Annotated in this window: 24 protein-coding genes; 10 read left to right on the top strand and 14 right to left on the bottom strand. The window is 60.7% G+C overall.

Translation table 11 applies throughout. The features are described from left to right. Positions 1-208: 208 nt before the first annotated feature. From CDO35_RS15355 to CDO35_RS15345, 3 genes are all read right to left on the bottom strand, one after another. On the bottom strand, positions 209-556 hold the full coding sequence (locus CDO35_RS15355; protein WP_003241790.1) for a cupin domain-containing protein: 348 nt from the start codon (positions 554-556) through the stop codon (positions 209-211). 211 nt (positions 557-767) lie between these two features. Beyond that, entirely contained in the window at positions 768-1091 is a 324-nt protein-coding gene (locus tag CDO35_RS15350) for a hypothetical protein (RefSeq protein WP_099525566.1), read from the bottom strand. Between the two features lie 187 nt (positions 1092-1278). Then, positions 1279-2370, bottom strand: a complete 1092-nt coding sequence (locus CDO35_RS15345; protein ID WP_099525565.1) for an SMP-30/gluconolactonase/LRE family protein — start codon at positions 2368-2370, stop codon at positions 1279-1281. Between the two features lie 313 nt (positions 2371-2683). On the opposite strand from CDO35_RS15345, the gene CDO35_RS15340 reads away from it, so the two are divergent. Further along, complete coding sequence (locus CDO35_RS15340; protein ID WP_099525793.1) at positions 2684-3427, top strand: class I SAM-dependent DNA methyltransferase; 744 nt, start codon at positions 2684-2686, stop codon at positions 3425-3427. Between the two features lie 35 nt (positions 3428-3462). On the opposite strand, the gene CDO35_RS15335 is transcribed toward CDO35_RS15340, so the two are convergent. After that, positions 3463-4164, bottom strand: coding sequence for an FMN-dependent NADH-azoreductase (locus tag CDO35_RS15335; protein WP_099525564.1), 702 nt, complete (start codon positions 4162-4164; stop codon positions 3463-3465). 119 nt (positions 4165-4283) lie between these two features. Between CDO35_RS15335 and gcvA the strand changes: the two genes are divergently transcribed. The 3 genes from gcvA to CDO35_RS15320 all read left to right on the top strand — a co-directional run bounded on the left by gcvA (position 4284) and on the right by CDO35_RS15320 (position 5780). Continuing rightward, a complete protein-coding gene (gene gcvA, locus CDO35_RS15330; protein ID WP_099525563.1) occupies positions 4284-5183 on the top strand; it encodes a transcriptional regulator GcvA in 900 nt (299 codons plus the stop codon). An 82-nt stretch (positions 5184-5265) separates the two neighbouring features. Then, on the top strand, positions 5266-5490 hold the full coding sequence (locus CDO35_RS15325; protein ID WP_072426301.1) for an addiction module protein: 225 nt from the start codon (positions 5266-5268) through the stop codon (positions 5488-5490). Beyond that, on the top strand, positions 5487-5780 hold the full coding sequence (locus CDO35_RS15320) for a type II toxin-antitoxin system RelE/ParE family toxin (protein ID WP_099525562.1): 294 nt from the start codon (positions 5487-5489) through the stop codon (positions 5778-5780). Before CDO35_RS15325 ends, CDO35_RS15320 begins: the two co-directional genes overlap by 4 nt. A gap of 103 nt (positions 5781-5883) precedes the next feature. On the opposite strand, the gene CDO35_RS15315 is transcribed toward CDO35_RS15320, so the two are convergent. Beyond that, entirely contained in the window at positions 5884-7275 is a 1392-nt protein-coding gene (locus tag CDO35_RS15315) for an FAD-binding oxidoreductase (protein WP_099525561.1), read from the bottom strand. Positions 7276-7568: 293 nt separating this feature from the next. Between CDO35_RS15315 and CDO35_RS15310 the strand changes: the two genes are divergently transcribed. Beyond that, on the top strand, positions 7569-7868 hold the full coding sequence (locus CDO35_RS15310; protein ID WP_099525560.1) for a putative quinol monooxygenase: 300 nt from the start codon (positions 7569-7571) through the stop codon (positions 7866-7868). Positions 7869-8119: 251 nt separating this feature from the next. Here CDO35_RS15310 and CDO35_RS15305 read toward each other — a convergent pair whose 3' ends face one another. Together CDO35_RS15305 and CDO35_RS15300 are read right to left on the bottom strand one after the other, a co-directional pair. After that, positions 8120-8815, bottom strand: coding sequence for a GNAT family N-acetyltransferase (locus CDO35_RS15305; RefSeq protein WP_099525559.1), 696 nt, complete (start codon positions 8813-8815; stop codon positions 8120-8122). A 198-nt stretch (positions 8816-9013) separates the two neighbouring features. Beyond that, positions 9014-10186: a GGDEF domain-containing protein gene (locus CDO35_RS15300; RefSeq protein ID WP_099525558.1), complete on the bottom strand. Its 1173-nt coding sequence runs from the start codon at positions 10184-10186 to the stop codon at positions 9014-9016. A gap of 241 nt (positions 10187-10427) precedes the next feature. On the opposite strand from CDO35_RS15300, the gene CDO35_RS15295 reads away from it, so the two are divergent. Together CDO35_RS15295 and CDO35_RS15290 are read left to right on the top strand one after the other, a co-directional pair. After that, positions 10428-10763, top strand: a complete 336-nt coding sequence (locus CDO35_RS15295; protein ID WP_099525557.1) for a hypothetical protein — start codon at positions 10428-10430, stop codon at positions 10761-10763. After that, the gene (locus CDO35_RS15290) at positions 10747-10938 is read left to right on the top strand and encodes a DUF1289 domain-containing protein (RefSeq protein ID WP_099525556.1); all 192 of its coding nucleotides are present in this window, start codon (positions 10747-10749) and stop codon (positions 10936-10938) included. The genes CDO35_RS15295 and CDO35_RS15290 overlap by 17 nt, the downstream gene beginning before the upstream one ends. Before the next feature lie 42 nt (positions 10939-10980). On the opposite strand, the gene CDO35_RS15285 is transcribed toward CDO35_RS15290, so the two are convergent. From CDO35_RS15285 to CDO35_RS15265, 5 genes are all read right to left on the bottom strand, one after another. After that, positions 10981-11547, bottom strand: coding sequence for an isochorismatase family protein (locus CDO35_RS15285; RefSeq protein ID WP_099525555.1), 567 nt, complete (start codon positions 11545-11547; stop codon positions 10981-10983). A gap of 1009 nt (positions 11548-12556) precedes the next feature. Next, entirely contained in the window at positions 12557-13153 is a 597-nt protein-coding gene (locus CDO35_RS15280; RefSeq protein WP_099525554.1) for a DUF4276 family protein, read from the bottom strand. Next, positions 13153-14301: an AAA family ATPase gene (locus tag CDO35_RS15275; protein WP_099525553.1), complete on the bottom strand. Its 1149-nt coding sequence runs from the start codon at positions 14299-14301 to the stop codon at positions 13153-13155. The genes CDO35_RS15280 and CDO35_RS15275 overlap by 1 nt, the downstream gene beginning before the upstream one ends. Positions 14302-14374: 73 nt before the next feature. Further along, positions 14375-15625 carry a ribonucleotide-diphosphate reductase subunit beta gene (locus CDO35_RS15270; protein WP_037000242.1) on the bottom strand — a complete coding sequence of 417 codons (1251 nt, stop codon included), beginning with the start codon at positions 15623-15625 and terminating at the stop codon, positions 14375-14377. A 464-nt stretch (positions 15626-16089) separates the two neighbouring features. Beyond that, a complete protein-coding gene (locus CDO35_RS15265; protein ID WP_099525552.1) occupies positions 16090-18996 on the bottom strand; it encodes a ribonucleoside-diphosphate reductase subunit alpha in 2907 nt (968 codons plus the stop codon). A gap of 761 nt (positions 18997-19757) precedes the next feature. On the opposite strand from CDO35_RS15265, the gene CDO35_RS15260 reads away from it, so the two are divergent. After that, positions 19758-20513, top strand: coding sequence for a winged helix-turn-helix domain-containing protein (locus CDO35_RS15260; protein ID WP_017674890.1), 756 nt, complete (start codon positions 19758-19760; stop codon positions 20511-20513). A gap of 10 nt (positions 20514-20523) precedes the next feature. Then, positions 20524-22131, top strand: a complete 1608-nt coding sequence (locus CDO35_RS15255; RefSeq protein ID WP_099525551.1) for an ATP-binding protein — start codon at positions 20524-20526, stop codon at positions 22129-22131. 195 nt (positions 22132-22326) lie between these two features. Here CDO35_RS15255 and CDO35_RS15250 read toward each other — a convergent pair whose 3' ends face one another. Next, positions 22327-23031, bottom strand: a complete 705-nt coding sequence (locus tag CDO35_RS15250) for a 4'-phosphopantetheinyl transferase family protein (protein WP_099525550.1) — start codon at positions 23029-23031, stop codon at positions 22327-22329. A gap of 540 nt (positions 23032-23571) precedes the next feature. On the opposite strand from CDO35_RS15250, the gene CDO35_RS15245 reads away from it, so the two are divergent. Beyond that, entirely contained in the window at positions 23572-25446 is a 1875-nt protein-coding gene (locus CDO35_RS15245) for an MFS transporter (RefSeq protein WP_099525549.1), read from the top strand. A 123-nt stretch (positions 25447-25569) separates the two neighbouring features. Here the strand turns inward: CDO35_RS15245 and sugE are convergent, their stop codons facing one another. Then, positions 25570-25884, bottom strand: a complete 315-nt coding sequence (sugE, locus tag CDO35_RS15240; RefSeq protein WP_017674886.1) for a quaternary ammonium compound efflux SMR transporter SugE — start codon at positions 25882-25884, stop codon at positions 25570-25572. Positions 25885-25958: the final 74 nt, after the last annotated feature.

Here is a 25958-nt window from a genome sequence, read left to right as displayed (position 1 = left end):
CCCGATCTTTACAGACCTGCAATCGGCCATCAGGTGCCCGGAAAATCTGTCGTTTGCATGATGGCGAGCGTGCTTGGCTCGGTGGGCACGATGTTTGAGGGAGTAGGCGTGACTGAATGCCGAGGGTGGGCGGCGTTGCTCGTACTCACTCAACAGTGGACGAGTCGGTGGGCGCCGTGCCGGGCGCACACCGATAGGCCCGCCGCGATCAGGCGAAGACGAAGTATTTGCGCACGGTTTCGACCACTTCCCAGGTGCCCTTCATGCCAGGCTCGACCACGAAGATATCGCCAGCCTTGAGGTGAATCGGCTCCATCCCGTCCGGGGTGATGATGCAGTAGCCTTCCTGGAAGTGGCAGTACTCCCACTTCACGTACTCCACGCGCCATTTGCCGGGCGTGCAGATCCAGGTGCCCATGATCTTGCTGCCGTCTTCGGAGGTGTAGGCGTTGAGGTTGACGGTGTGCGGGTCACCCTCTATGCGCTCCCACTTGCAGGCATCGACGACGGGCATCGGCTGGGTATCGCGCAGAACGGTGATCGGTTTGTTGGCCATGGGGCGCTCCGGTGAGTGATCAAAGGGGCGTTCACCATAGAGCGGGGGCGGGGCGGTCGATTGCCTGGGGTCGACACGGGGCTGCTCATTCGCGCAGTGCGCGAGACTTTCTAGTGCTGAAAAAACCAAGGCCGGCTTATCAGGCCGGCCTTGTGGGGCTGCGCGTTCCATCGAGTCATACGACGTTCTCGATCAGTTCATCAGGAAGGTATCAGGCGGTGCGGCTTTCGATCAGACGGTCAGAGCCACCTTCGGCGACGCGGTTCTGGATCAGACGGTCAGAGCCACCTTCGGCGACGCGGTTCTGGATCAGACGGTCGGAACCACCTTCAGCGACGCGATTCTGGATCAGACGGTCAGAGCCACCTTCAGCGACGCGATTCTGAATCAGACGGTCGGAGCCACCTTCAGCGACGCGATTCTGGATCAGACGGTCGGAACCACCTTCGGCGATTACAGGTTGGGCGGAGGAGGCGGCGAATACGTTGGCTGCCAGTACAGAGAAAGCAAAGCTGAGGATGAGTTGGCGTTTCATGGTGTTTTGCTCCAGCGGTGTTGTGGTTGGGTATGGAGCAGATGTTACGCACTGGATTTTTTCAGAGAACTTCATTGGCATGATGGTGAACATCGATGCCGCTGATGTTTGCTGTAATGACTGAAATAGAGCGCTCTAAGCCTGTTTGGAAAAGCCGGCCACGGCCGCGTAGGCCGTGGCGCAGCGGTTAGTTGATGAAGGTGGCGCCGCGTGCGTTGACGAACAGGGAATAGATGCCATGGCTGCTGGCCATGAACAGGCGATTACCTTTCTCGCCGCCAAAGCACAGGTTGGCGCAGCGTTCCGGCAGTGAGATATGACCAATGGCCTTGCCCTGCGGGTTGAACACGCGCACGCCATCGAGCTTTTCCGGATCGCTCTCGGCCGAGCCATTGCTGCCCCAGCCGCACCACAGGTTGCCGAACTCGTCGCACTTGATGCCATCCAGCGCGCCGGTGTCGGTGGCTTCGATGTGTTTGCGGCGTTGGCCGAGGCTGCCATCGTCTTTCACCTGATAAGCCCACACCAGGCGGTGCGGCTTGGCGCGGCCCTCGACGATGTACAGGGTCTTCTCGTCGGGCGAGAAGCACAGGCCGTTGGGGCCGGCCAGATCCTCGATCACACGGGTCACCTGCTGCGTTTCGCCGTCGATGCGATAGACCCCATGGGGCAGCTCCGGCTCGATCTTGTAGCCCTCGTAGAAGTTGCCGGTCTGGAAGGGCGGGTCGGTGAACCAGACCGAACCGTCGCGCTTGACCACCAGGTCGTTCGGCGAGTTGAAGCGTTTGCCCTCGAACGCATCGGCCAGCACGGTAATGCTGCCGTCGTGTTCGGTACGGGTGATGCGTCGGCCAACGTCCTGGGTGGTCGAGCCCTCACAAGCGATCAGCCGGCCCTGGCGGTCGCGAACCAGGCCATTGGAATAGTTCGATGGCTGGCGGTAGACGGCCAGCGACTGGCTGATCTCGTCCCAGCGCATGATGCGGTTGTTGGGGATGTCGCTGACCAGCAGGTAGCGACCGTCACCGAACCACACCGGACCTTCGGCCCAGCGGATGCCATCGGCGAGCTTTTCCACGCTGGCGTTGAACAGGCGCAATTGCATAAAGCTGTCGTCCAGCGCCTTGACCGCGCCTGATGGGTAGCGCAGATCGAGAGGTTGCGTGGCGTTGGCCAGTTGCGGCAGCAGAGAGGCAGCGCTGGCGGCGGCAGCGGAATAGACCAGCGACTGCTTGAGAAAGTGGCGGCGTGAGCCGTCGGGGCGTTGTTCGTCATTCATCATGAGGTTCCTTGTTGTTCTTGTTGATCGCAGATGCGACCTTGTGAACTTATATGATGTGTGATGACTGTGAAAGTGATTCAGTGCTGCGATGACAGATTGACTGTCCAAAAGTGCTTGCAGGCATTGATTGGTGCTGGAAATCACCTCGGGTGAAGGTGTCTTGCTTTTGCTATGTCGTATGATGACTGTCGCGAGATGCGTCCTTTCCGGAATGAACATGGCTGTTTCAAGGCGTGCCACTTCAAGTCAGTGCTCGGCGGCATCAGCCTGAGCTATGATGCGCGCCCTTCGTCTGCGCGCCCCTGTCATCATGTCCGGCAATGCCCTCTATACCGACTTGTCGGGTTACTACGATCTGATGTGCGCGGACATCGACTACGCCGCCCAGAGTCATTGCGTACACCGCCTGCAACAACTGTTTGGCAACGGCGGCAAGCGCCACCTCGATCTGGCCTGTGGCACCGGCCCGCATGTGCGCCATTTTCTCGATGCCGGCTACTCCAGCAGCGGCCTGGACATCAACCAGCCGATGCTCGACCGAGCCGCTCAGCGCTGCCCCGAGGCGCGCTTTGCCCGGCAGGACATGTGCGATTTTCAGGTCGACGAGCCGTTGGACCTGATTACCTGCTTTCTCTATTCCATCCATTACAGCGCAAGCATCGAACGGCTCAAGGCTTGTATCGCCAGCGTGCACGGCGCCCTGGCGGTTGGCGGGGTGTTCTGCTTCAACGCGGTGGACAAGCAGCGCATCGATAACGCCTCGTTCGTTGCCCACAGCGCACGGCATGCCGAAGGGCAGTTCCGCTTCAGCTCCGGCTGGTACTACCGCGGTGAAGGCGAACAGCAGGCGCTAAGGCTGCGTATCGAACGTACCCTCGCCGAACAGACCGAGGTCTGGCACGACGAACACCCGATGGTGGCGGTGAACTTCGCCGAGTTGCAGAACCTGCTGGCGCCGTACTTCGAGGTGCAGGTGCTGGAGCACGACTATCAGCGGCTGGCGCCGTGGGATGGCAGCTCTGGCAACGCGCTGTTTGCCTGCACCAAGCGCTGAGGCGAGGCAGCGTCATCCTCGGCCTGGCCATTGCCTCACGCCGGCTCTTCGATGCGCTCGGTGTGCAATGAACGCTGCAGCTCGGCTACCAGCGCATCGACCTTGGCCAAGGCTTGTTTGACGGACTCGGCAAGCAGTTCACCGCCGACTTCCTGACCTTCGATGGCGACCTGATGCACGCGGGTGATGCCGATGAAGCCGAGTGCGGTGATCAGGTTCGGCTCCAGATGGTTCATGTGCGCCATCTCTCCGCCCACATCGAAACCGACACCACCGCGCGCCGTGAGGATCACTGCATGGCGCGGCCGGTCGGCCAGCCTGGGTACATAGGGATCGAGCGGATTGCTTTCATCCACGTCCACCGTGCGGCCGGGGCGCACCACCTGGTCGACCCACGCCTTGAGCGCGGCGGGCATGCCGAAGTTGTACAGCGGCGTGCCTATCACCAGCAGGTCGGCGGCGATCAGTTCATCCACCAGGCGATCGCTTTCGGCCAGGGTGTCGTGCATCCAGGCCTCGCGTTTCGGCTCGGGCGTGAAGGATGAGGCGATCCAGTCATGGCTGATGATCGAGGGCGGGTTCTGGCCGATGTCGCGGTAGGTGACGACATCCTGCGGGCGGCGCGCCTGCCACTGGCTGATGAAACGATGGCTGAGGTTGCGGCTGTGCGAACCGTGCAAGTCCTTGCCGGCGAGGCCGGGGCGGGCGCTGGCGTCGAGATGCAGAATATGGGTCATGATGAGTCTCCTGCTTGAATTTGAATTCATCTGTGATTGGCAGCAGACTCAGGCTAAGTTCGCCCCGGTCGGGCGACAAACGATCAATATTTTTCGCAATGGATGAGGGGAATTCATCTATGAGCCGGCGCCGACTTCCTCCGCTCTCCGCCTTGCGCGCCTTCGAGGCGGCCGCACGCCACGAAAGCGCCAAGCAGGCCGCGGAAGAGCTTTCCGTTACCGCCACCGCGATCAGTCACCAGATTCGCGCGCTGGAAGACGCCCTCGGCGTTGCGCTGTTCGTGCGCAAGCCGCGGCAACTGGAGCTGACCATGGCCGGACGTGAACTGCAGCAAACGCTGGAAAGCGCCTTCGACAGCATCGGCGCCGCGGTCGAACGCCTCAGTGCAACGCCCAGCCGACAGGCCATCACCCTCAGCACTACGCCGGCAGTGGCCGTGCGCTGGCTGCTGTCCTGGGTATGCATGCTGCGCGACTCCCACCCCACGATCGACCTGCGCATCCACGCTTCGCACGAGCCGGTGGCGCTCGATGGTGTCACGGCGGATATCGCCATTCGCTACGGCGACGGCCGCTGGCCAGGCCTGGTGGCGGAAAAACTCTTCGACAATACCTTCGTGCCCGCCTGCAGCCCGCTACTGGAACTGCACGATGCCGCCGATTTGCCCAGGCATACGCTGATCCACTTCCGCAACCAGGCAGCGATCTCTTCGCCGATGGACTGGGCCGTCTGGCAGAAGCAGGCGCAGGTGCCGGGGCTGGATGTCGGTGCCGGGTTGGTGTTCTCCGACGAAACCCACGCCGTCTCGGCGGCCGTTGGCGCCCAGGGCGTGGCGCTGATGAGCCGGCAACTGATCGAGGATGAGCTGAGAGAGGGACGACTGGTGCAACCCTTCGGCCCGGAACTGGAAGGCAAGCCGTTCTTTCTGGTGTACCCGGAGAGCCGTAGAAACGACCCGACCATTCTCGCGGTGCGGGAGTGGATCATGGCGGTGCCGGGTGGGTTGTGTTCGCTGTGACGACTTTTTAAGGAGCCGCAGCCGTGGCACCCGCTAAGCATCCATGCCAAGATTTGCCGGTAAATAAGCGAGAGGTGAAACCATGGATCTGCAGAAGATCGAGGATGAAGCCCTGCATCTTTCCAAGAAGGAGCGGGCGCAGCTGATCCAGCGTCTGGTCTTGAGCCTGGATGCCCCTTCGGAAGACGAACTGCGATCAGACTGGTTGCTTGAGGCACAGCGGCGTGCACAGGAGCTCGATAGCGGCTCGATTAAGGCGGTGCCGGGTGATGAGGTAATGAAGAAGGCCAGAGCCCTGATTCGATGAGATATTTTTTCCACCCGGCAGCGGAAGCCGAGTTTCTGGAGTCAGTCGGTTATTACGAATCGAAGGTTCCTGGATTGGGTGGGGCATTGATCAACGAGTTTCAGGCCTTGGCTACATTGATTGGCGAGTCACCCATGGCCTGGCGGATTGAACTTGAACCAGATATTCGCAGCGTCCCCCTTCGGCGTTTTCCGCTATCGATCATTTACCGGCCAAGGCCTGACGGCTTTCAGATTCTGGCCGTTGCCCATCACCGCCGCCGTCCGCAGTACTGGCTTGGCAGGTTTTGATTCTGGGCTTTCCAGCTGTCTCCCATGCGGCTGCATGGGAGTTGCCCTGTGACCTGGTTAATGCCAGACAGCAGAACTCCTGAGCGTTGAACCGCGATTTCAATCAGTGGCCACTGGGCTGCAGGTAATAGGCATCCCACAGCTTATTGCGGAATTTGTTGCTTGGGTCGACGCGTTTTTTCAGCGCGAAGAACTCCTTGGCGCGAGGGTAGGCGGCAAGGAACTGCTCCCGGCTGGCGTGGATTTGATAGGGCAGGTAGTAGCTGCCCTGGTGGGCGATGGTGAGATCGATCAGCTGTCGTGTCCAGTCGCCTACGGCGGCGCGCTCGCTGGGCGAGACGCCCTGGCGGTAGTAGATCACCAGCGCGAAGGTGTCTTCGCGGGCCCAGGCCAGCAGCGTACCCGGGTCGGCCTTGGCATGGCGGATGGATATATTGGCGACCTTCACCTTGTGCGCTTTGAGCACGTCTCTCATGCCCGCGACAAAGGGCTCCAACTGGGCTTCGGGCACGAAATACTCCTGCAGCACATAGCTGTAGTCGGTGCCGGAAATTGGCTGCAGTTCGCGCACATCCAGGCTGGCCTCATGGTTGCGCCACTGCACTTGCGGTCGTTTGAGCAGCAGCGGGTCGACGACGCTTTCACGCACCTTTGCGCCGCCATTGCTGCTGGCCACTGCCAGCGCGGCGCGCATGGCCTTGTAGTCGCGGTCTAGCGGTACCAGGCGTTCGATGACGGTCAGCGGTACATCCGTACGCAGGTAGGACACGGCGCGTACGCTGTCGTAGTCGTCGGTGTAGAGAATGCCGTTGTGCATCACCATGTCTGGGTTGCCGCGTACCTGGCTGGCGAAGAACTGCGCATAGTCGCCAAGCGGCATGAGCTGCGTCTGACGCACCAGCTTGCTGTTCTCCACCAACGGCAGGGTGGCCTCGACGATGACGCCGAGCCCGCCGTAACCGCCGATGGCGCCATGGAACAGCTCGCTGTTGTGCGTCGGGCTGGCATCCACCACCTGACCGTCAGCCAGCACCAGGCGTAGCGAACGCACGCCGAGCACCAACGGGCCCTGGCCGACGTATCGGCCATAGGCGTTGACGCTCAGTGCGCCGCCGACGGTGAAGTTGGCGTAAGACTGCATGATCTGCGGCGACAGGCCGTGCGGGTCGATGTACTCCAGTATTTCGCGCCAGGTGATGCCGGCCTGCACACGAATCTCCCGGCGTTCGGCGGAAAATTCCAGCACCTGGTTGAACTGGCGCATGTCCAGTTGCAGGGCCTGCTCGGTGGCGGTTTGCCCGCCCATGCTGTAGCGCCCGCCGCCAATGGCGATGGGGCCGGCATGCCCGCTAACGGCTGTGACGATCTGCTCCAGTTCGGTGGGCGCCAGTACCTGCGCCACTTGGATGGGGTTCATACCGGTGACGTCGTTGACGGTCTCGGTGGCGTGCACGCAATGGCACAGAAACAGCAGTAGGACGAGGGCGAGGCGCATGGAGCTTCCTTGTTCACAGCGTAGAACGAATGGCTTGGGCGATAGTGCGTCGTGGAGTGCTCAGGTGGCAATCGCCAGTGGCCATTCAGGGTGCTTCATTTTCAATAGGTCGAAGAAAGTATTAGCGCGTTCTGTCGGTGTTTCTTTTCGACTGAATGGACAAGGATGAGCCCACTCCACAAAGAGTGATGACGATGAAATCCATGATCAAACACCCTAGTCTTTGGCTGTGCGTGCTGCTGTTCACTGCCCTTGCCGGGTGCGCAAGCCAACCCATCGAACGAGTTAACACCATGAGCAAACCATTGGTATCCCTTGCCGTACTCAAGGCCAAACCCGGTAAACAACAGGAGCTGAAAGAAGGCTTGCTGAGCCTGATAGAACCCACGCGGGCCGAGCCGGGCAATCTTGATTACGTGCTGTTCGAAATGCGCGATGAGCCGGGCACCTTCTACATGCGTGAAGCCTTCAAGGATCAGGCGGTCTTGGATGCGCATTTTGCGACGCCCTATTTTCAGGCGTTTGCCGCCACCGCTGATGAACTGCTGAGCGAGCCATTGCAGCTGATATTCCTCGAGCAGGTATCCAACTGAGTGGGACCCAAGGCCATTGCTTGATGCAGGGGGATGCCCGTTGGTTCGCTGATGGTCGTTTCCATGCCTCTAGATGGGCCGCCTGGTGGTCTGCGCCCACCGGGCGAGAGTCCCTGTATTAATGCTTTATCAGCGTTGGCGGGCGTTCAACGTCCGCCAACTGCGCGTGTGCATGCGTGGTGTCGGCTGACCGCCACAGGTGATTGCAATCGGCGTTTCGTGAAACCCCACGGCTAGCGTGGGGCATCGCCTCAATGCAACACGCGCGAGGGCAAGCGCTCGTCGACCAGTTCCTGAGCCTGGAGCGCGAGTGCATCGAGGTGGGCGTCACGCTGTTTTTCCGCCTGTTGCATGGCGCGCTGGCCGTGCTGCTTGAGCAGGTAGGCGTGAATCTGCCTGACCTCGGTGGAGGCAAACACCGGCGCCAGGTCGGCGACCGCGACCATGCCGCTGGAGCGGTAGTCGCGGCTGTTCATCACCACCAGCGCTCCCTGAGCGGCCAGCACCTGCAAGCCCAGAGCCTCGAACAGCGGCACCTTGTCTGCCACGCAGGCCAGCTCCAGGTGCGGGCGTCGCTCCAGCACGCGTTGCAGCAGCGCCCGGCCGATGCCCTGAGCGCGATACTCGCTGTGCACTGCCAGATAGGCGAGGGTGCAGGCGGCAGCATCGTCCGGGCTCGGCAGGTACAGGGCAAACCCCAGCACACGGGCCGGATCTTCATCGTCCAGCGCCAGTAGCAACTGCACGGGGCCTTCGGCGTCGCCGTTCATGGACTGCAGGTGCAGATGCAGCTCATAGCCGATCACGTACTGGTACAACTGATACAGCGGATTGCTCGGCAGCAGCGGTACCGCGCTGACATCGGCGAAGTAGTCCACCACCATCTGCTGCACTTGGCTCTTCAGTGACTCGGGCGGCGGGCTGCTGAGGTGGGAAAGGGTGAACATCGGTATATGGGGTCCGCTGGAAAATGCGTGGGCCGTGGATTGTAACCCGCGGGCTGCGCTCATGATCCGCCTGAGGCTTACAGGGTCGTTCCCACGCTCTGCGAGGGACTGCATGGCGTGGCGCTCTGTGTCGCAAACTCCAGCGTTCGACGTCGATCAGGATTACCGGCGGATCGGCGTCACTGTGCGCTTTTACCTCTATTCGGCCGGTCTCGATGCGCCACCTGTGCGGTCATCCACTCGCGTGCTGTTGCGGCCGCCGCGCTTGGACTGATAAAGCGCCGTGTCGCCTTGCTCGATCAGCGCCGCCAGGCTGACCGGTGGTTGGTCGAACAGCGTGGCACCGATGCTCAAGGTGACAGCCTGAGGCGTGGCAAAGGCTTGCGACGCCATGTGGTTGAAGCGCTGGCGCAGCGCATCGCCCAATGCCACGACGCGATCATTCGATGCATCGCCCATCAGGATCACGAACTCATCGCCGCCCAGGCGGGCCGTCAACGCTCGCTCCGGCAGCAACGCGCGGAGCATCTCGCCGAGGGCGATCAGCAGGCGGTCGCCCGCAAGGTGGCCGTGAAGATCGTTGACCTGCTTGAAGTTGTCGATGTCGATCAGCAGCAGCGCGCCTGGGCGAGTGGGCGAGGTTTCCTTCAGCAGGTTGCCGGCTCTCGCCTCCAGCGCGCGACGGTTGTACAGCGCGGTCAGCGGATCGCGAGCAGCCAGGCGCTCGATGCGTTTCTCGCGGCGCCAGCGCACGGTGCCGGTCATCGACAGGGCGATCAGCATCAGCGCCATGGCGCCTTCCACCAACGAAATCTGAATGATCAAACCGCGAAAGGCACTGAGGTCTATCAGCGTGCCGGGAATCACGGCGGTCATGGCCTTGGCCGCATAGAACAGGCCGTGCATCAGCAACACATAGCGCAACTGAACGGCGCCCACGCTCAATGACCTGCCATGAGGGCGCAGCAGGGCGCTGGCCTTGAGGGTGACCAGGGCGACCAGCATCGAGTTGGTGAACAGCATGACCCTGGACCACAGCGGCCCCTCCGGCAGGAGCAGCATCGCCAGCCAGGCGACGAAGATCAGGTACCAGGCCCGCGAGAAGCGCGCTTCGGTGAAGCGGGCCACGCCCAGCAGGAACAACCAGTGCGCCGTTATCAGCAGGCCATTGGCGAACCAGATGCCGATCAGGATCAGACCGCTGCCACGCAGCAGGGCAAGGGTCGAGCCGATGGCGATGGTCGCGAAGCCCGCACTCCAGAACAGCAAGGGCGACTCCCGCACGTTACGCCACTCCACCGCCAGGTACAGCGCAGCGGCCACGGCGAGGGCGACGGTGAGAGTCAGCATGGTCGGGGCGTCGAACGCCATGTTCTGAAGGGCCTGTATGAATCGATGACGAGGGAGCGGTGGGCATTACGCCGACAGTTTGTTCGGCGGCAGATTGTAAAGTGCAGGGAGGATTTTCAAAGGGCTGGCGGTCGGGTATCTGCATTGATGATTGGGCGCTTTTGATCGCTCCTACGCTCTGCGTGGGAACGCCAGTACAGCATCCTCGCCTAGCGCGTCTCGGGTAACATGGCGGCGCACCGCCCCAGACCGGAAGAACCTTGTGCCATCGCTGAAACGAAAATACTCAGGCATCGAGCGCGAGCTGATTCGTACCCTGACCCTTGCCTGTGAAACGGCTAAAAGCGAAATCGTCGGCTTTCAGTGGCTGACTCATGATGTGAACTACGAGCAGTTTCCGCAGAGCCTTGTGGTGACCTGGATGTTCGACAGCGAGGCGAACAAGGCGCGTGCACTTGCCTGCGCCGACAAGGCGAGAATGCTGGCGCTGACGTTGGCCGCTTTCGATGAGGTGGGCATCAGCGTTTCCAGCATCGCCGACCACGTGGCGTTCTCGGTCGAACGACCGGCAAGGGGCAAGCGTGGCAAAGGATATTGAGAATCCCTGCGTGTCGCTGTGTCAGCTCAACAGTGAGCTGTGCGTCAGTTGTGGGCGCACGCGCGAGGAAATCCGCAAATGGCGAGGCATGAAACGGCCCGAGAAGATGGCCTGCGTGCAGAAGGCCTCAGCGCGGATGAAGGCGATTGCCAAGAAGAAAGGTAAAGGTCAGTAGGGTGGATGACGCTTTTTCATCCACCATCAGCGGTTGTCCGGGCTACTTACTAAACCGTGCAATCACATCTTCTGATGACATGACCTCAGCATATTCGGCGCCCAGTATGGCCAGGGTTAGCTCGTATACGGTCGAGGCATCCCAGCGGGTTCCACCCGGCCCTGTTACAGGCACGGCAGTCGTGGCATCAGAAGGGAGAATGATGCTGTACCCGAGCGCCTTGCCTGCGCGGATGGTGGCATCCATGCTGTTGTGAATCACAACGCCCGTCAGCACGAGGCGATTTGCATTCATTCCCTTCAGCGCGGCATCCAGTTGGGTACCGATGAACGCGCAGTTTTCATGCTTGATGATGACGGCCTCGCCCTCTATCGGCGCGACTTCCTGTTTGATGCCATTCCAGGGGCCGTGAAGGTAATAGCTGGAGGTGGGCGTCTTTTCATCGTGCTTTACGTGAAGGACGGGCCAGCCATTTGATCGCCAGAATTGCAGCAGCCGTTGGATGACGGACAGGTAATCGGGATGACTTTTGTCATTCCAGACGGGCTGATCGATGGCGTCCTGAACGTCGAGGATGATCAAGGGGAGTGGGCTGGGTGTGTCCGGCATTTGGTGTCGTCTCCTTACGATGAAAGCGCAGTGTGCTGCAGTGTTTTTCTATCAACAACCATGGCAGCTCGATGGCTTCAGCGTTGCCGGCAGGCGTAGAGTGGATGATGCTTTTTTCATCCACCATCAGCGATTGTCCGGGCTGCTTGCTACTGAGTGAACTCGCCGCAGATGTGGTGACTTGAGTACCGGTTCCGCCCTTACGGCGGGTCACTTCTGGCAAACGCCCCAGAAGTAACCAAGAGGTCTTGCCCCTACCATCCGGCCCGACTTCGTCGGGTTCCCTCGCTCCATCGTCGTTCCAGGGGGCCGCCGCGAAGGGCCATCCCTGGCCCATCGCGGCTCTCGCGGCATCCATGCCGCTCAACCCCTTACACAACGATTCCACTCGGCCTCCTGACGGGGCGTTTGGCGTCGTCTGTGAGATCGGCGATCCAGCACCAAACAGAGCGAGAGCATTGCGGCTTGGCCGCAATGCCCTCGCTTTAAGCTCTGCTTTTGCTTTTTTGCTCTGCCTTCCACAACACGTTCAAACACCGCGGTCCCCGAATCCCGTCAGGAGGCCGAGTGGAGGTGCTGTGGAGAGGGGCGTTTGGCATGGATGCCAAACGAGGAGTGATGGGCCAGGGATGGCCCTTCGCGACGACCCTCGGAACAGCGCCGGAGCGAGGGGAGTTGAGCGCAGCGAAACCCGGATGCCGGGCGCGCTTTCTCTTTGGTTACTTTATGCGCGAGTAAAGAGAAACGGAGCGAAGCGGAGTAACAGCCGCAGGCTGGCCCGAAGGGCTAGCGAAGCGAGTCAAGTGACTCGCCGTAAGGGCGAAACCAGTAGAAGGGCGCGACACAGAAAATAAATCTGTCCCCTTTTTCTCGTATATGAACCATGGTGGACAAGCTTCGCGTTGTCCACCCTACACCCGGTATGTCGGCGACCCGTAGGGTGGATGACGCTTTTTTCATCCACCATCAGCGGTTCATACCTGTGCTCCGCAACCGGTAATCTCCCTCGTCATAGCTTGCTTGATAAGTCAGATAGCCTCATACGAGCTTTAGCCAAACTAGGAGATCTAGCTGCCGCTCTTTCTGGGTCCCATGTCTCGGTTACAAATTTCGCAAGCAAATTATTATAGCCAAGGCCTTGTCTAATACTTCCCTTGTTTACTTGAACTAGGTCATCACGAATCTGGCGGGGAGCTTTTTTTGCTAGGTTTAATAGATATTGTTTGGGGTCTTGGATCTCGTCGGGCTTAACTGATAGTCGCTCTTTTGAGTTAAGAAAATCTTGTATGGCTTCATGGTCAGCGATTAGCCATGACTCTATTTCTCTGACTGCTACACGGATTAGCAAGTTGTCAGGTTTTTTATCTTTTTCGAGCCATGACTGGATCAGTAATAATGGGCACTTGGTGTTGTCAAGGTCGGTTAGGATTAATACTGGTAGTGTGTTCGATAATTCACACCATTTGCGTATGTTGGATTTTAAGTAGCCAGATCCGCCTTTTCTTAATAAAAGCTGTGGGGTCAATTTTCCCTCAAGTTCTTTTAATAGGCGCAAGCAGACTATTTCGCTGAGATAATCTTCAGTTGCTAAGGCAATCCCTGTCATCACCAAAGGCCTAGTTGATTCACTGATGCTGGACGGGTTTTAGGTAGCACTACCTCTGCGACAGTTAAGCCTGCATCCAGTGCAGCCGTTTCGACGGGGTCAACTGTACGAGCTAGAGTTCCTTCAGGACTGCTTTCAAGCAAAACTATTCCTGAAGGGTCAATTCCGGGATTGCTTAAAAGGGCTTCGCTATGGGTGGTTATTATTACTTGGCGTCTGCCTTTTTTGCTTGACTGGATCCGTTTAATTATTAGCGGTATCTCTTTTACGATTGCGTCATTTAGCGATATTTCGGGCTCTTCTAGAAGGAGTAATGAGTTTCCTTCCAGTAAGCTCCAAAGTAAGCCTAATAGGCGAAGGGTGCCATCAGAAAAGTGCTCTTCCGATTGCCAGCCGGCGTTAGGGCGATGATGTGAATATAAAGCAGATAGGTGAGGTCTGCCAACGTCGTCTTTTTCGAAGCGAAGTTCTCGGAACTGTGGAACGGCTAAAGTTAGCGCTTTAGAGATTTTTTCCAGTCTCGTTGTTCTAGTTCGTTCGGGGGTTTTAGCTAAGCGTTCGAGAAATCCTTGCCCGAAAGGATCATCTTCAATGCGTTGTCCACCTATTTTTTCAGAAAACTTTAATAGTTGTGGGACGAGGTGTAAGTAGGTGGTTTCGCTAAAAAAATCTGCTAGTTCACGAAACTCGACATTTGTTTGTATTTGTTCTAGGTGGGTTTGGGTAAGTAAAAGATTATCTTTATTGTCTTTTAGATCTGGTCTATTGAGTTTTAGTATTCCGTTTAGCCAAACTTTTTCTTCTGAGATGATAATTCGTTGGGCACCCTTGCCCTCAGCTTTGAAAGAGAGTAAGTAGCGCCAGCGGTTCTTGTTAGATGATGGGTCTAACATTTCGACGTCTATCGAGACTTCCGGGTCTTTCCTTGCGTGAAGGCAGCGAAGTTTACTAATGCCTCCTCGCTCAGCGACCGCAGTTTGGAGTCCGCCGCCTTTCGGCTTGCTTACGTCACGTAAGAATCTAAGTGCGTCTAAAAGATTGGATTTACCTGATGCATTTGGGCCCAATATGTAAGTGGTCTCGCTCAGGGAAACGCTTAATGATCTGAAGTTTCTCCAGTTCTTTAGTTTGATGTGTGTAATAAACATAAAGATTCTCCGGAGGACATTTAAAAATAAAGGCTGCTCAAGGCAGCCTTTATAAGAGATTCTGGGTTGGACATCAATCCCAGCTCAACGCCCCACCAGTCTGATACTCGATCACGCGGGTCTCGAAGAAGTTCTTCTCCTTCTTCAGGTCCATGATCTCGCTCATCCACGGGAAGGGGTTGGTGGTGCCCGGGTACTCTTCCTTCAGGCCGATCTGGGTCAGGCGGCGGTTGGCGATGAATTTGAGGTAGTCCTCCATCATCGCGGCGTTCATGCCCAGTACGCCGCGCGGCATGGTGTCACGCGCGTATTCGATCTCCAGCTGAGTGCCCTGCAGAATCATCTGGGTCGCTTCGTCCTTCATCTGGGCATCCCACAGGTGTGGGTTCTCGATCTTGATCTGGTTGATCACGTCGATGCCGAAGTTCAGGTGCATGGACTCGTCACGCAGGATGTACTGGAACTGCTCGGCGGTGCCGGTCATCTTGTTGCGGCGGCCCATGGAGAGTATCTGGGTGAAGCCGCAGTAGAAGAAGATGCCTTCCAGTACGCAGTAGTAGGCGATCAGGTTGCGCAGGAACTGGCGGTCGGTTTCCGGAGTGCCGGTTTCGAACTTGGGATCGGAGATCGAGCGGGTGTACTTCAGGCCCCAGGAGGCTTTCTTCGCGACGCTCGGGATCTCGTGGTACATGTTGAAGATCTCGCCTTCATCCATGCCCAGCGATTCGATGCAGTATTGGTAGGCGTGGGTGTGGATCGCTTCCTCGAAGGCCTGGCGCAGGATGTACTGGCGGCACTCGGGGTTAGTGATCAGGCGGTACACGGCCAGTACCAGGTTGTTGGCAACCAGGCTGTCGGCGGTGGAGAAGAAGCCGAGGTTGCGCATGACGATTCGGCGCTCGTCTTCGCTGAGACCGTCCGTGGATTTCCACAGCGCGATGTCGGCGTTCATGTTCACTTCCTGCGGCATCCAGTGGTTGGCGCAACCATCCAGATACTTCTGCCAGGCCCAGTCGTACTTGAAGGGTACGAGTTGGTTGAGGTCGGCGCGGGCGTTGATCATCTGCTTGTCGCCGACCTGTACGCGTGCGGAGGCGCCTTCGAGGTCGTCCAGGCCTTCCTGGATGTCGAGGTCGTTCAGGGCCTTCTTGGCGCGGGCCACGGCGTCGGAGTCGTTGGCGTCGACAGCGCGGGCCTGCTCGACCGAGCCGGCAGCTTCGCTGTCGAGCTTGTCGAAATTGGTGCCGGCGCTCTGTGCGTTGGCGTTGCTTGCGGCGGCTGCTTCTGCGCCGTCTTCCTTGTCGAATTCATCCCAGCTCAGCATGGCTTGGCTCCTGCGTGAGGGCCGGCGAATAAACCGGCCTGTATGGATATACAGATAATTTGAATTATGTTCCGTTGCGTGATGCGCGCAAGGGTAAACGGGTACCGCTGGTCAGCAGGCGGTGGATTGCTGGCTGACCGTTGCCCCTCGACCCGGAGGAGGAGGGGCGGGAATTTGTGGGGAGGAGTGACGGTTTTGCCTGGGCTTTGGGTCGCGGCTAAAGCCCCTCCCACAAGTACAAGCCGAACCGTTTTGCCCTCTCCCTAACCCTCTCCCGCAAGCGGGAGAGGGGATTTACCGCTGATTTGCTTTAGAGCTTCACAGACCTTCGAGCGTGCAGCTGAGCGAGTAGTCGCAAGGCTCCTGCTGGAGTGGAGCCCCTGAGCGTACGCATGTACGTGATGGGGGCCGCTCTAGCAGGTAACGCCGCGAATGCCGCTCAGATCCACGCGTCAGCCTTACGATTACTGACAGGCTTCGCAGTCGGGTTCGTCGATGGCACAGGCTTTTGGTACGGGCGCCGGGGCCGGAGCGGCCTGCTGGGCAGGCGCCTGGGCCTTGGCCGAGAAGCCTTCGTCACCACCAGCGGACACTGCGTTGAGCTTGCCGGTGTTGATGGTGGACTTCTCGGTGCTGGTGGCGGCCAGGGCACGGAGGTAGTAGGTGGTTTTCAGGCCACGGTACCAGGCCATGCGGTAGGTCACGTCCAGCTTCTTGCCCGAGGCGCCGGCGATGTACAGGTTCAGTGACTGAGCCTGGTCGATCCACTTCTGGCGACGGCTGGCAGCGTCGACGATCCACTTGGTTTCCACTTCGAAGGCGGTGGCGTACAGGTCTTTCAGATCCTGCGGGATGCGCTCGATCTGCTGCACGGAACCGTCGTAGTACTTCAGGTCGTTGACCATGACGCTGTCCCACAGGCCGCGGTTTTTCAGGTCGCGCACCAGGTAGGGGTTGATCACGGTGAATTCGCCGGAGAGGTTCGACTTCACGTAGAGGTTCTGGTAGGTCGGCTCGATGGACTGCGACACGCCAATGATGTTGGAGATGGTCGCGGTCGGCGCGATGGCCATGATGTTCGAGTTACGAATACCTTTCTTCACGCGCTCGCGGATCGGCGCCCAGTCCAGCGATTCGGACAGGTCGACGTCGATGTACTTCTGGCCACGGGCTTCGATGAGGATCTGCTGCGAATCCAGCGGCAGGATGCCTTTGCTCCACAGCGAACCTTCGAAGGTGCTGTAGCTGCCACGCTCTTCGGCCAGGTCACAGGAGGCCTGGATGGCGTAGTAGCTGATGGCTTCCATCGACTTGTCGGCGAACTCGACGGCAGCGTCGGAGCCGTAGGCGATGTGCTGCAGGTACAGGGCGTCCTGGAAGCCCATCAGGCCGAGGCCGACCGGACGGTGCTTGAAGTTGGAGTTACGTGCCTGGTCGACGCTGTAGTAGTTGATGTCGATGACGTTATCGAGCATGCGCACAGCGGTCTTCACGGTGCGGCCGAGTTTCTCGATGTCCAGCTTGCCGTCGACGATGTGGTTGACCATGTTGACCGAGCCCAGGTTGCAGACCGCGATCTCGTCCTTGTTGGTGTTCAGGGTGATCTCGGTGCACAGGTTGGAGCTGTGTACCACGCCCACGTGCTGCTGCGGGCTGCGCAGGTTGCACGGGTCCTTGAAGGTCAGCCATGGGTGGCCGGTCTCGAACAGCATCGAGAGCATCTTGCGCCACAGGTCTTTGGCCTGGATGGTCTTGTACAGCTTGATCTTGCCGTACTCGATCAGGGCTTCGTAGTACTCGTAGCGCTCTTCGAAGGCCTTGCCGGTCAGGTCGTGCAGGTCCGGTACTTCGGACGGGCTGAACAGGGTCCACTTACCGTCTTCGAAGACGCGCTTCATGAACAGGTCCGGAATCCAGTTGGCGGTGTTCATGTCGTGGGTACGACGACGGTCGTCACCGGTGTTCTTGCGCAGTTCGAGGAATTCCTCGATGTCCATGTGCCAGGTTTCCAGGTAGGCGCAGACCGCGCCCTTGCGCTTGCCGCCCTGGTTGACCGCCACGGCGGTGTCGTTGACCACCTTGAGGAAGGGCACGACGCCCTGGGATTTGCCGTTGGTGCCCTTGATGTAGGAGCCCAGCGCGCGCACCGGGGTCCAGTCGTTGCCCAGACCGCCAGCGAATTTGCTCAGCATGGCGTTGTCGTGGATGGCGCCGTAGATGCCCGACAGGTCGTCCGGCACGGTGGTCAGGTAGCACGAGGACAGCTGCGGACGCAGGGTGCCGGCGTTGAACAGGGTAGGGGTCGACGCCATGTAGTCGAACGAGGACAGCAGGTTGTAGAACTCGATGGCGCGGTCTTCGCGGTTCTTCGGCTCTTCGATGGCCAGGCCCATGGCCACGCGCATGAAGAACACCTGCGGCAGTTCGAAACGGATGCCGTCCTTGTGGATGAAGTAACGGTCGTACAGGGTCTGCAGGCCGAGGTAGGTGAACTGCTGGTCACGCTCGTGGTTCAGCGCCTTGCCCAGCTTCTCCAGGTCGTACGCTTTGAGTTTCGGGTCGAGCAGCTCGAACTCGGCGCCCTTTTCCACGTAGGCCGGCAGGGCCTTGGCGTACAGGTCGGCCATCTCGTGGTGAGTGGCGCTGGCGGTGATGTTGAGGAAGCTCAGGGCTTCGGCGCGGATGTTGTCCATCAGCAGGCGAGCGGTGACGTAGCTGTAGTTCGGCTCACGCTCGACCAGGGTACGGGCAGTCATCACCAGGGCGGTGTTGACGTCTTTTTCGGCCACGCCGTCGTACAGGTTCTTCAGGGTTTCGCGCTCGATCAGCGAACCATCGACTTCGGCCAGGCCTTCGCAGGCTTCGCGAATGATGGTCTGCAGGCGGCCCATGTCCAGCGGCTGCATTTCACCGCCAGCGGTGGTGATGCGGATGCTCGGGTGCGGCTGGGTGATTTCGCTGCCGGCACTGGCCTTGCGCTTGTTGGCCTGGGCTTCGCGGTAGATCACGTAATCGCGGGCGACTTTCTGCTCGCCGGCGCGCATCAGGGCCAGTTCGACCTGGTCCTGGATTTCTTCGATGTGGATGGTGCCGCCGGAGGGCATGCGACGCTTGAAGGTAGCGGTGACCTGCTCGGTCAGGCGCGCGACGGTGTCATGGATACGCGACGAAGCGGCAGCGGTGCCGCCTTCTACTGCAAGGAAGGCCTTGGTGATGGCGACGGTGATCTTGTCATCGGTGTAAGGGACGACGGTGCCGTTGCGCTTGATCACACGCAGTTGGCCGGGCGCGGTGGCAGCCAGATCCTGAGAGGATTCAGCGGCCTGCGGCGCCACGGCCTGCGGGTTCTCGCGAGTAGTGTCGGTATGCATGGAGATCTCCGTGTTCTGTAATTTTTGGTTGGACGTCACGATTAGAAACTGTGCCCTGTCCGCCGTTCATTCCATTAACAACTGAACCGCACGCGGCAGCGGGGCCGGGTACGGGTGTCGCAAGAGCGGGCAGGTTAGGCACGACTTCAAGTGCCGTCCTGGCGCATAAGTCACAGCGGGGCATTACCACACCCCGCCTACTACATATAGTGGTCGACTGGCGGATAAGACCGCAGTCTGACCAGCTCACACGCAACGTCTGGCGTTGCTGCGCGGCTGTAACCCAGGCCAGGCCTGGGCTAGGGCGAAACGGTTAGCCGGGACACCTGGAAAACCCTGCGAAAAGGGCTTGCGCGATTCGTTCTTTTTGTGTCCGGTTTTCTGCAGTAACCCAACATCTGGTGGGTACTGCGCGATGGGGATACAAGATAGTGCGCTGTTGGAGGCATTGCAAGGCGCTAAAAAAAGAACTGCCTGTGGATAAGCTGTGAGTGCCTTGTGGGTGTTGGCGGCGTAGCCCGCGTGTTCTCTGGCTCTGGCTACCAATGACCGTTCGTCGCCCCTGGGGGAAGGATTTCAGCGAGTTGGCGAAGCTGTTCGGCGGCGCACAGACTACCACTATATATAGTGCTTTTGGCATGTGCTGTGCTTAACCCGGCGCCAGGCCTGGGCGGTGGTTTGCCGCTCGCGCCGGGACGCGCTCAGCCCCTAGAATGGCGACGGTGTTTGCGGCGCTTGCCGCTATGCGAAGGGGAATGGGTGTGGAACAAGAAGCGTGGCAGATTCTGATCGTCGAGGATGACCAGCGCTTGGCGCAGTTGACCCGCGAGTATCTGGAGGGCAACGGTCTGCGTGTGGCCATCGAAGCCGATGGCGCGCGTGCGGCGGCGCGGATTCTCGCCGAGCAGCCGCACCTGGTGATTCTCGACCTGATGCTGCCGGGTGAAGACGGTCTGAGCATCTGCCGCAAGGTACGCAGCGGTTACAAGGGGCCGATCCTGATGCTGACCGCGCGTACCGACGACATGGATCAGGTGCTGGGCCTGGAGATGGGGGCCGACGACTACGTGTGCAAGCCGGTGCGCCCGCGTGTGCTGCTGGCGCGCATTCGTGCGCTGCTGCGCCGCCGTGAGGGCAGCGAAAGCGAGCGTGATGAAGGTCAGCCGCGACGTCTGCAGTTTGGTGCGCTGGCTATCGACAGCGCCATGCGCGAAGCCTGGCTGGGCGAGCAGGGCATCGAGCTGACCAGCGCCGAGTTCGATCTGCTCTGGCTGCTGGCGGCCAACGCCGGGCGCATCCTGTCGCGCGAGGAGATCTTCAATTCCCTGCGCGGTATCGAGTACGACGGCCAGGACCGCTCCATCGACGTGCGCATTTCGCGCATTCGACCGAAGATCGGCGATGACCCGATGCATCCGCGGATGATCAAGACGGTGCGCAGCAAGGGCTACCTGTTCGTCGCCGAGGCCGCCGAAGCGCTGCCGTTCGGTGATGCGCCGCCGATCCTGCGCGATTGATCGGGCGGCCATGAATTCCATCTTCCTGCGTATCTATGGCGGCATGCTCGCCGCGCTGGTGCTGGTGGCGCTGCTGGGCGTCGGCACCCTGCACCTGGTCAACGAGGTGCGCGGCGACCAGTACCGCGAAGGCCTGGCGCGCGGCACCTTCCGCCTGATGGCGGACAACCTGCTGCCGATGAACGAGGTGGAACGCAGGCGCGCCTTGGTGGTGTGGTCGCGCCTGCTTGGCATTCCGCTGGAGCTGCAGGCCCTGAGCGACGTGCCGCTGGAAAGCAGCGAGCGCAACCGCCTGCAGCGCGGCCACGTGCTGGTGCAGCAGACTGGCCCGCACTCGGCCAAGGTCTATGGCCTGCTCGACGGCAAGCAGCCGTTGCTGCTGACCGGTGAGATTCAGCAGATCAGCGAGCAACTGGCGCGGGCTACCAACTACCTGCTGATCGACGAGCTGATCCGTTACCCGGTGGAAGAGCAGCCGCAGCGCCTGGCCGAGCTGAAGGCAGCCAAGCAGTTCGGCTTCAACCTGCAACTGGTACGCCTGGAGGACGCCACCATCGACCTCGACCAGCGGCGGCGCATCGATGAGGGCGATACGGTGATGGCGCTAGGCAAGGGCGGCGACTCCATCTATGTGTTCTCCGGCATCGTCGATACGCCCTGGGTACTTGAAATCGGCCCGCTGTATCAGATGAACCCCTATCCGCCGCAGTTGCTGGTGCTGATCGGTGCGCTGGGGCTGAGCCTGATCGGCTTGATCGTCTATCTGCTGGTGCGCTCGCTGGAGCAGCGCCTGCGTGCGCTCGAGGGCGCGGCCACGCACATCGCCAGCGGCCGCCTGGATGCGCGCGTGCCGACGCGCGGCGCGGACTCGGTAGGGCGCCTGGCCAGCAGCTTCAATGCCATGGCCGAGCACCTGCAGACCTCCCTGAGCACTCAGCGCGAGCTGGTACGCGCGGTGTCCCACGAGCTGCGCACGCCGGTGGCGCGGCTGCGCTTCGGCCTGGAGATGATCGCCGATGCACCGAGTGAAAATGCCCGGCGCAAGTACATGGACGGCATGGACAGCGATATCCAGGATCTCGACAAGCTGGTCGACGAGATGCTGACTTACGCGCGCCTGGAGCAGGGTTCGCCGGCGCTGAATTTCCAGCAGGTGGAGCTCAAGGCACTGATCGATCAGGTGATCGACGAGTTGGCGCCGCTGAGCAACAAGGTGCGCGTGGAGGCGGGTGCGGTGCTCAGCGTGCAGGCCGAGGGCGCCTGCTGGGTCGAGGCCGAGCCGCGCTACCTGCACCGCGCGCTGCAGAATCTGGTCAGCAACGCCATGCGCTATGCCGAAGGCAAGGTGCTGATCAGTTGCCAGGTCGGCTACAAGCGTTGCCGTATCGACGTCGAGGACGACGGCCCGGGCGTGCCGGAAGAAGCCTGGGAGCGCCTGTTCAGCCCCTTCCTGCGCCTCGACGACAGCCGCACACGGGCCTCTGGCGGGCATGGCCTGGGCCTGTCTATCGTGCGCCGGATCATCTACTGGCATGGCGGCCGGGCGCAAATCGGTCGCAGCGACAGCCTCGGTGGCGCGCGTTTCAGCCTGGTGTGGCCGCGGCGTCAGGGAGAGTAGGGCACGGCCTTGTGTCGACCCCGGTGCGCATGGCGCACCCTACGCAACAGCGTACCGAATTTCTCGTAGCCCGGATGCAATCCGGGGCTGGCCGGCGACCTGTTCCCGGATTTCACCCGGGCTACGCTGCGACCGCCTGCTTTGTAGGGTGCGCCGCGCGCACCGAGTTATCCACGCATGGTGGGTGCTGCATGATCACGCCGCCACGGCCACCAGGCTCAGCACCTTGTTATCGAACAGCGCGAACTGGCCATCCAGCTCGGCGCCCGTGCGCCATTCCGGGTGCAGGTCGATCAGCAGGCGCAGGCGTGCGCTGTCGTGGTCCATCTCCAGCAGCTCGGCGTCATGGAAATAGAAACGCGTCAGGGTCAGCGGGTAGAGCGCCTTGAACAGGCTTTCCTTGAGCGAAAAGGTCAGGCTGATGCGCGTGGCGCGGGCCTCGTCGTCCAGGCCCGACAGGCGCTGCAATTCGGCGGGAGTGAGGATTTCGCCCTGCAGGCGTTGGGCGCGCTCTGCGGGCAGCAGGCGCTCGACGTCCAGGCCCAGGGCGCACCATTGTTCACGCTGGGCGACCAGTGCAGCAGCCCAGTTGTCGCCGTGGGTGATGGAGCCGACCACGCCACGTGGCCACTGCGGCGCGCGGTCTTCGCCGACGGCCGGCACGCAGGGCTGGCCGGTCACGCGGCGCAGCGCCTCGCGGGCGCACAGGCGTCCGGCCAGATACTCGGCCTGGCGCTTGGCTACGCCGCGCACCGGGGCGATATCGCAGCGAGCGAAATCGTCCTCGGCAAACAGGGTGGGGTCGAAACGGGTGCTGATCAGCTGCGCGCCGGCAAGCGAGTTTGGCAGCGGGTTGTGCGTGTCGAGCGGGCTGCAGCAGGCAGGGTGGTGAGCGTTCATGGGCGCGATTGTGCCGCGCGGCGGACCGTGCAGTCATCTGCCGTTTACATTTCTTTGCAGGCAGGTAACAAAGCTAAACGGACGCTGAGGCTGGCTTTTGTCAGACTGCGCTGGCATTCCCCAGGGAGTGCAGGTGAGGTTGTAGTCAGTGCGAGGGCACTGACGTTTTCTCCGAGTTCGAGAACGGTAGCCCGATTGGGCTGCCGTTTTTTTTTGCGCTGCGTTTGGCGGCGCCCCCTGCTGGGCCGGGGCCGTGAAGGCGCACTCGGGTGTGGGAGGCGCTTCAGCGGCGAGCTTTTTGCGGTTGCTGTCGCGGCTGAAGCCCCTCCCACAAAGGTAGTGCTGTTCACACAAGAAATGGTGGAACGCGATTAGCCCCCTCGTCCCTCTGGGGAGAGGAGAGCTAAGCGCGCATCTTTAAATGAACAGTCTTACCTCCTCGTTAGCCAAGGCATTCGCATTTGCCCTGTGGCTTTCATGGGGGGATTTGCAGTCAAATGCCTGTGCGGGCAAAACCGAACCCCGCGAGGACCATGGACGATGACCCAACAATCGCAGTTCGCCCTGCTCGGCAAGAAGCGCTTTCTGCCGTTTTTCGTGACGCAATTGCTCGGCGCCTTCAACGACAACATCTTCAAGCAGTCGCTGATTCTCGCCATCCTCTTCAAGCTCAACACGGGCGCCGACCGCGATCTGCTGGTCAACCTCTGCGCCTTGTTGTTCATCCTGCCGTTCTTTCTGTTCTCTGCCCTCGGCGGGCAGTTTGGCGAGAAGTTCGCCAAGGACGCGCTGATCCGCAAGATCAAGTTCGCCGAGATCGGCATCATGCTCGCCGGCGCCGCCGGGGTGCTGCTGGACAACCTGCCGCTGATGCTCGCTGTGCTGTTCGCCATGGGCACGCAGTCGGCGCTGTTCGGCCCGGTGAAGTATTCGATCCTGCCGCAGCACCTCAAGGAGCAGGAGCTGGTGGGCGGTAACGCCCTGGTGGAAATGGGCACCTTCCTGGCGATTCTGGCCGGCACCATCGGCGCCGGCATCATGATGGCCAGCAGCAGCTATGCGCCCATCGTCGCCGGTTCGGTGGTCGGTGTGGCGCTGCTCGGCTACCTGGCCAGCCATGGCATTCCCAAGGCTTCGGCTGCCATGCCTGAACTGCCGCTGGACTGGAACATCTTTCGTCAGTCCTGGGTGATCATGAAGCTTGGCCTGGGTCAGCGTCCGGCGGTGTCGCGCTCGCTGGTGGGCAACTCCTGGTTCTGGTTTCTCGGCGCGATCTACCTGACGCAGATTCCGGCCTACGCCAAGGAGTGGCTGTACGGCGACGAAAGCGTGGTGACGCTGATTCTCACCGTGTTCTCGCTGGGCATCGGCCTGGGCTCGATGCTCTGCGAGCGCATGAGCGGGCACAAGGTGGAGATCGGCCTGGTGCCGTTCGGCTCCATCGGCCTGACCCTGTTCGGCATGCTGCTGTGGTGGTTCTCCGGCGGTTTCCCCGAAGCTGCTGCGCCGCACGACTGGCTGGCGCTGCTGGGCTACGGCCAAGCCTGGTGGATTCTCGGCTGCATTCTCGGCATCGGTCTGTTCGGCGGCTTCTACATCGTGCCGCTGTATGCGCTGATCCAGTCGCGCACCGCCGAGCACGAGCGGGCGCGGGTGATCGCGGCGAACAACATCCTCAACGCGCTGTTCATGGTGGCGTCGGCCATCGTCGCGATTCTCTTTCTCAGCGTCGCCGGGCTGTCGATTCCGCAGCTGTTCCTGGTGGTGTCGCTGATGAACATCGCGGTCAACAGCTACATCTTCAAGATCGTCCCCGAATTCAGCATGCGCTTTCTCATCTGGCTGCTGGGGCACTCGATGTACCGGGTCGAGCACAAGGGGCTCGATGCCATTCCCGACGAGGGTGCGGCGGTGCTGGTGTGCAACCACGTGTCGTTCGTGGATGCGTTGTTGATCGGCGGCGCCATTCGCCGGCCGGTGCGCTTCGTCATGTACTACAAGATCTACGATCTGCCGGTGCTCAACTTCATCTTCCGCACCGCAGGTACCGTGCCGATTGCCGGTCGCAACGAGGACCTGCTGATCTACGACGCCGCCTTCAAGAAGATCGCCGAGTACCTGCGCAATGGCGAGCTGGTGTGCATCTTCCCCGAGGGCAAGCTGAGCGGCGATGGTGAGATCGACGAGTTCAAGGCGGGTGTCGAGCGCATTCTCGAAGAGAACCCGGTGCCGGTAATTCCCATGGCGCTGCAAGGTTTGTGGGGCAGCTTCTTCAGTCGCGACCCGCACAAAGGGCTGTTCAAGCGCCTGTGGTCGCGGGTGTGCCTGGTGGCTGGAGCGCCGATTGCGCCGGAGCAGGCCAAGCGCGAGGCGTTGCAGGCGCGGGTGGCCGAGTTGCGCGGGGATTGGCGATAGCGAGGGGCGTGTGGGAGGGGCTTTCGGCTCGGGCATCCTGCTTCGCTCTACCTCCTGCATCCCTGCAGTCGTAGCGGCGAATCGCGGCTGAAGCCGCTCCCACGAAGTTGAGTTCCGGCTTTCTCAGTGGCTCATCTTGAGCCCGATCAAGCCGCAGACGATCAACGCCACGCTGGCCAGGCGCAGCAGCGCCATCGACTCGCCGAACAGGATGATGCCGGCGATCACCGTGCCCACGGCGCCGACGCCGGTCCAGATGGCGTAGGCGGTGCCCAGCGGTAGCTCCTTCATGGCCAGACCGAGCAGGCCGAGGCTGACCAACATGGCGCAGACAGTCAGCGCCGTTGGCAAGGGGCGGGTGAAGCCTTCGGTGTATTTCAGGCCGATGGCCCAGCCGACCTCGAACAGGCCGGCGAGAAACAGAATGATCCAGGACATGGTCACCTCCAGTGGCTGAAGGGGCCGTCCCCCGGATGAGCCACCCTGGGCTCAGGGTGCGGAGGTCGTCCTCG

Origin of the sequence: Pseudomonas sediminis, assembly GCF_002741105.1 — a bacterium.
GTDB classification, from domain to species: Bacteria; Pseudomonadota; Gammaproteobacteria; order Pseudomonadales; family Pseudomonadaceae; genus Aquipseudomonas; species Aquipseudomonas sediminis.
The sequence above is the reverse complement of the archived record's forward strand: the minus strand, read 5'-3'. Positions and strand labels throughout refer to the sequence as shown.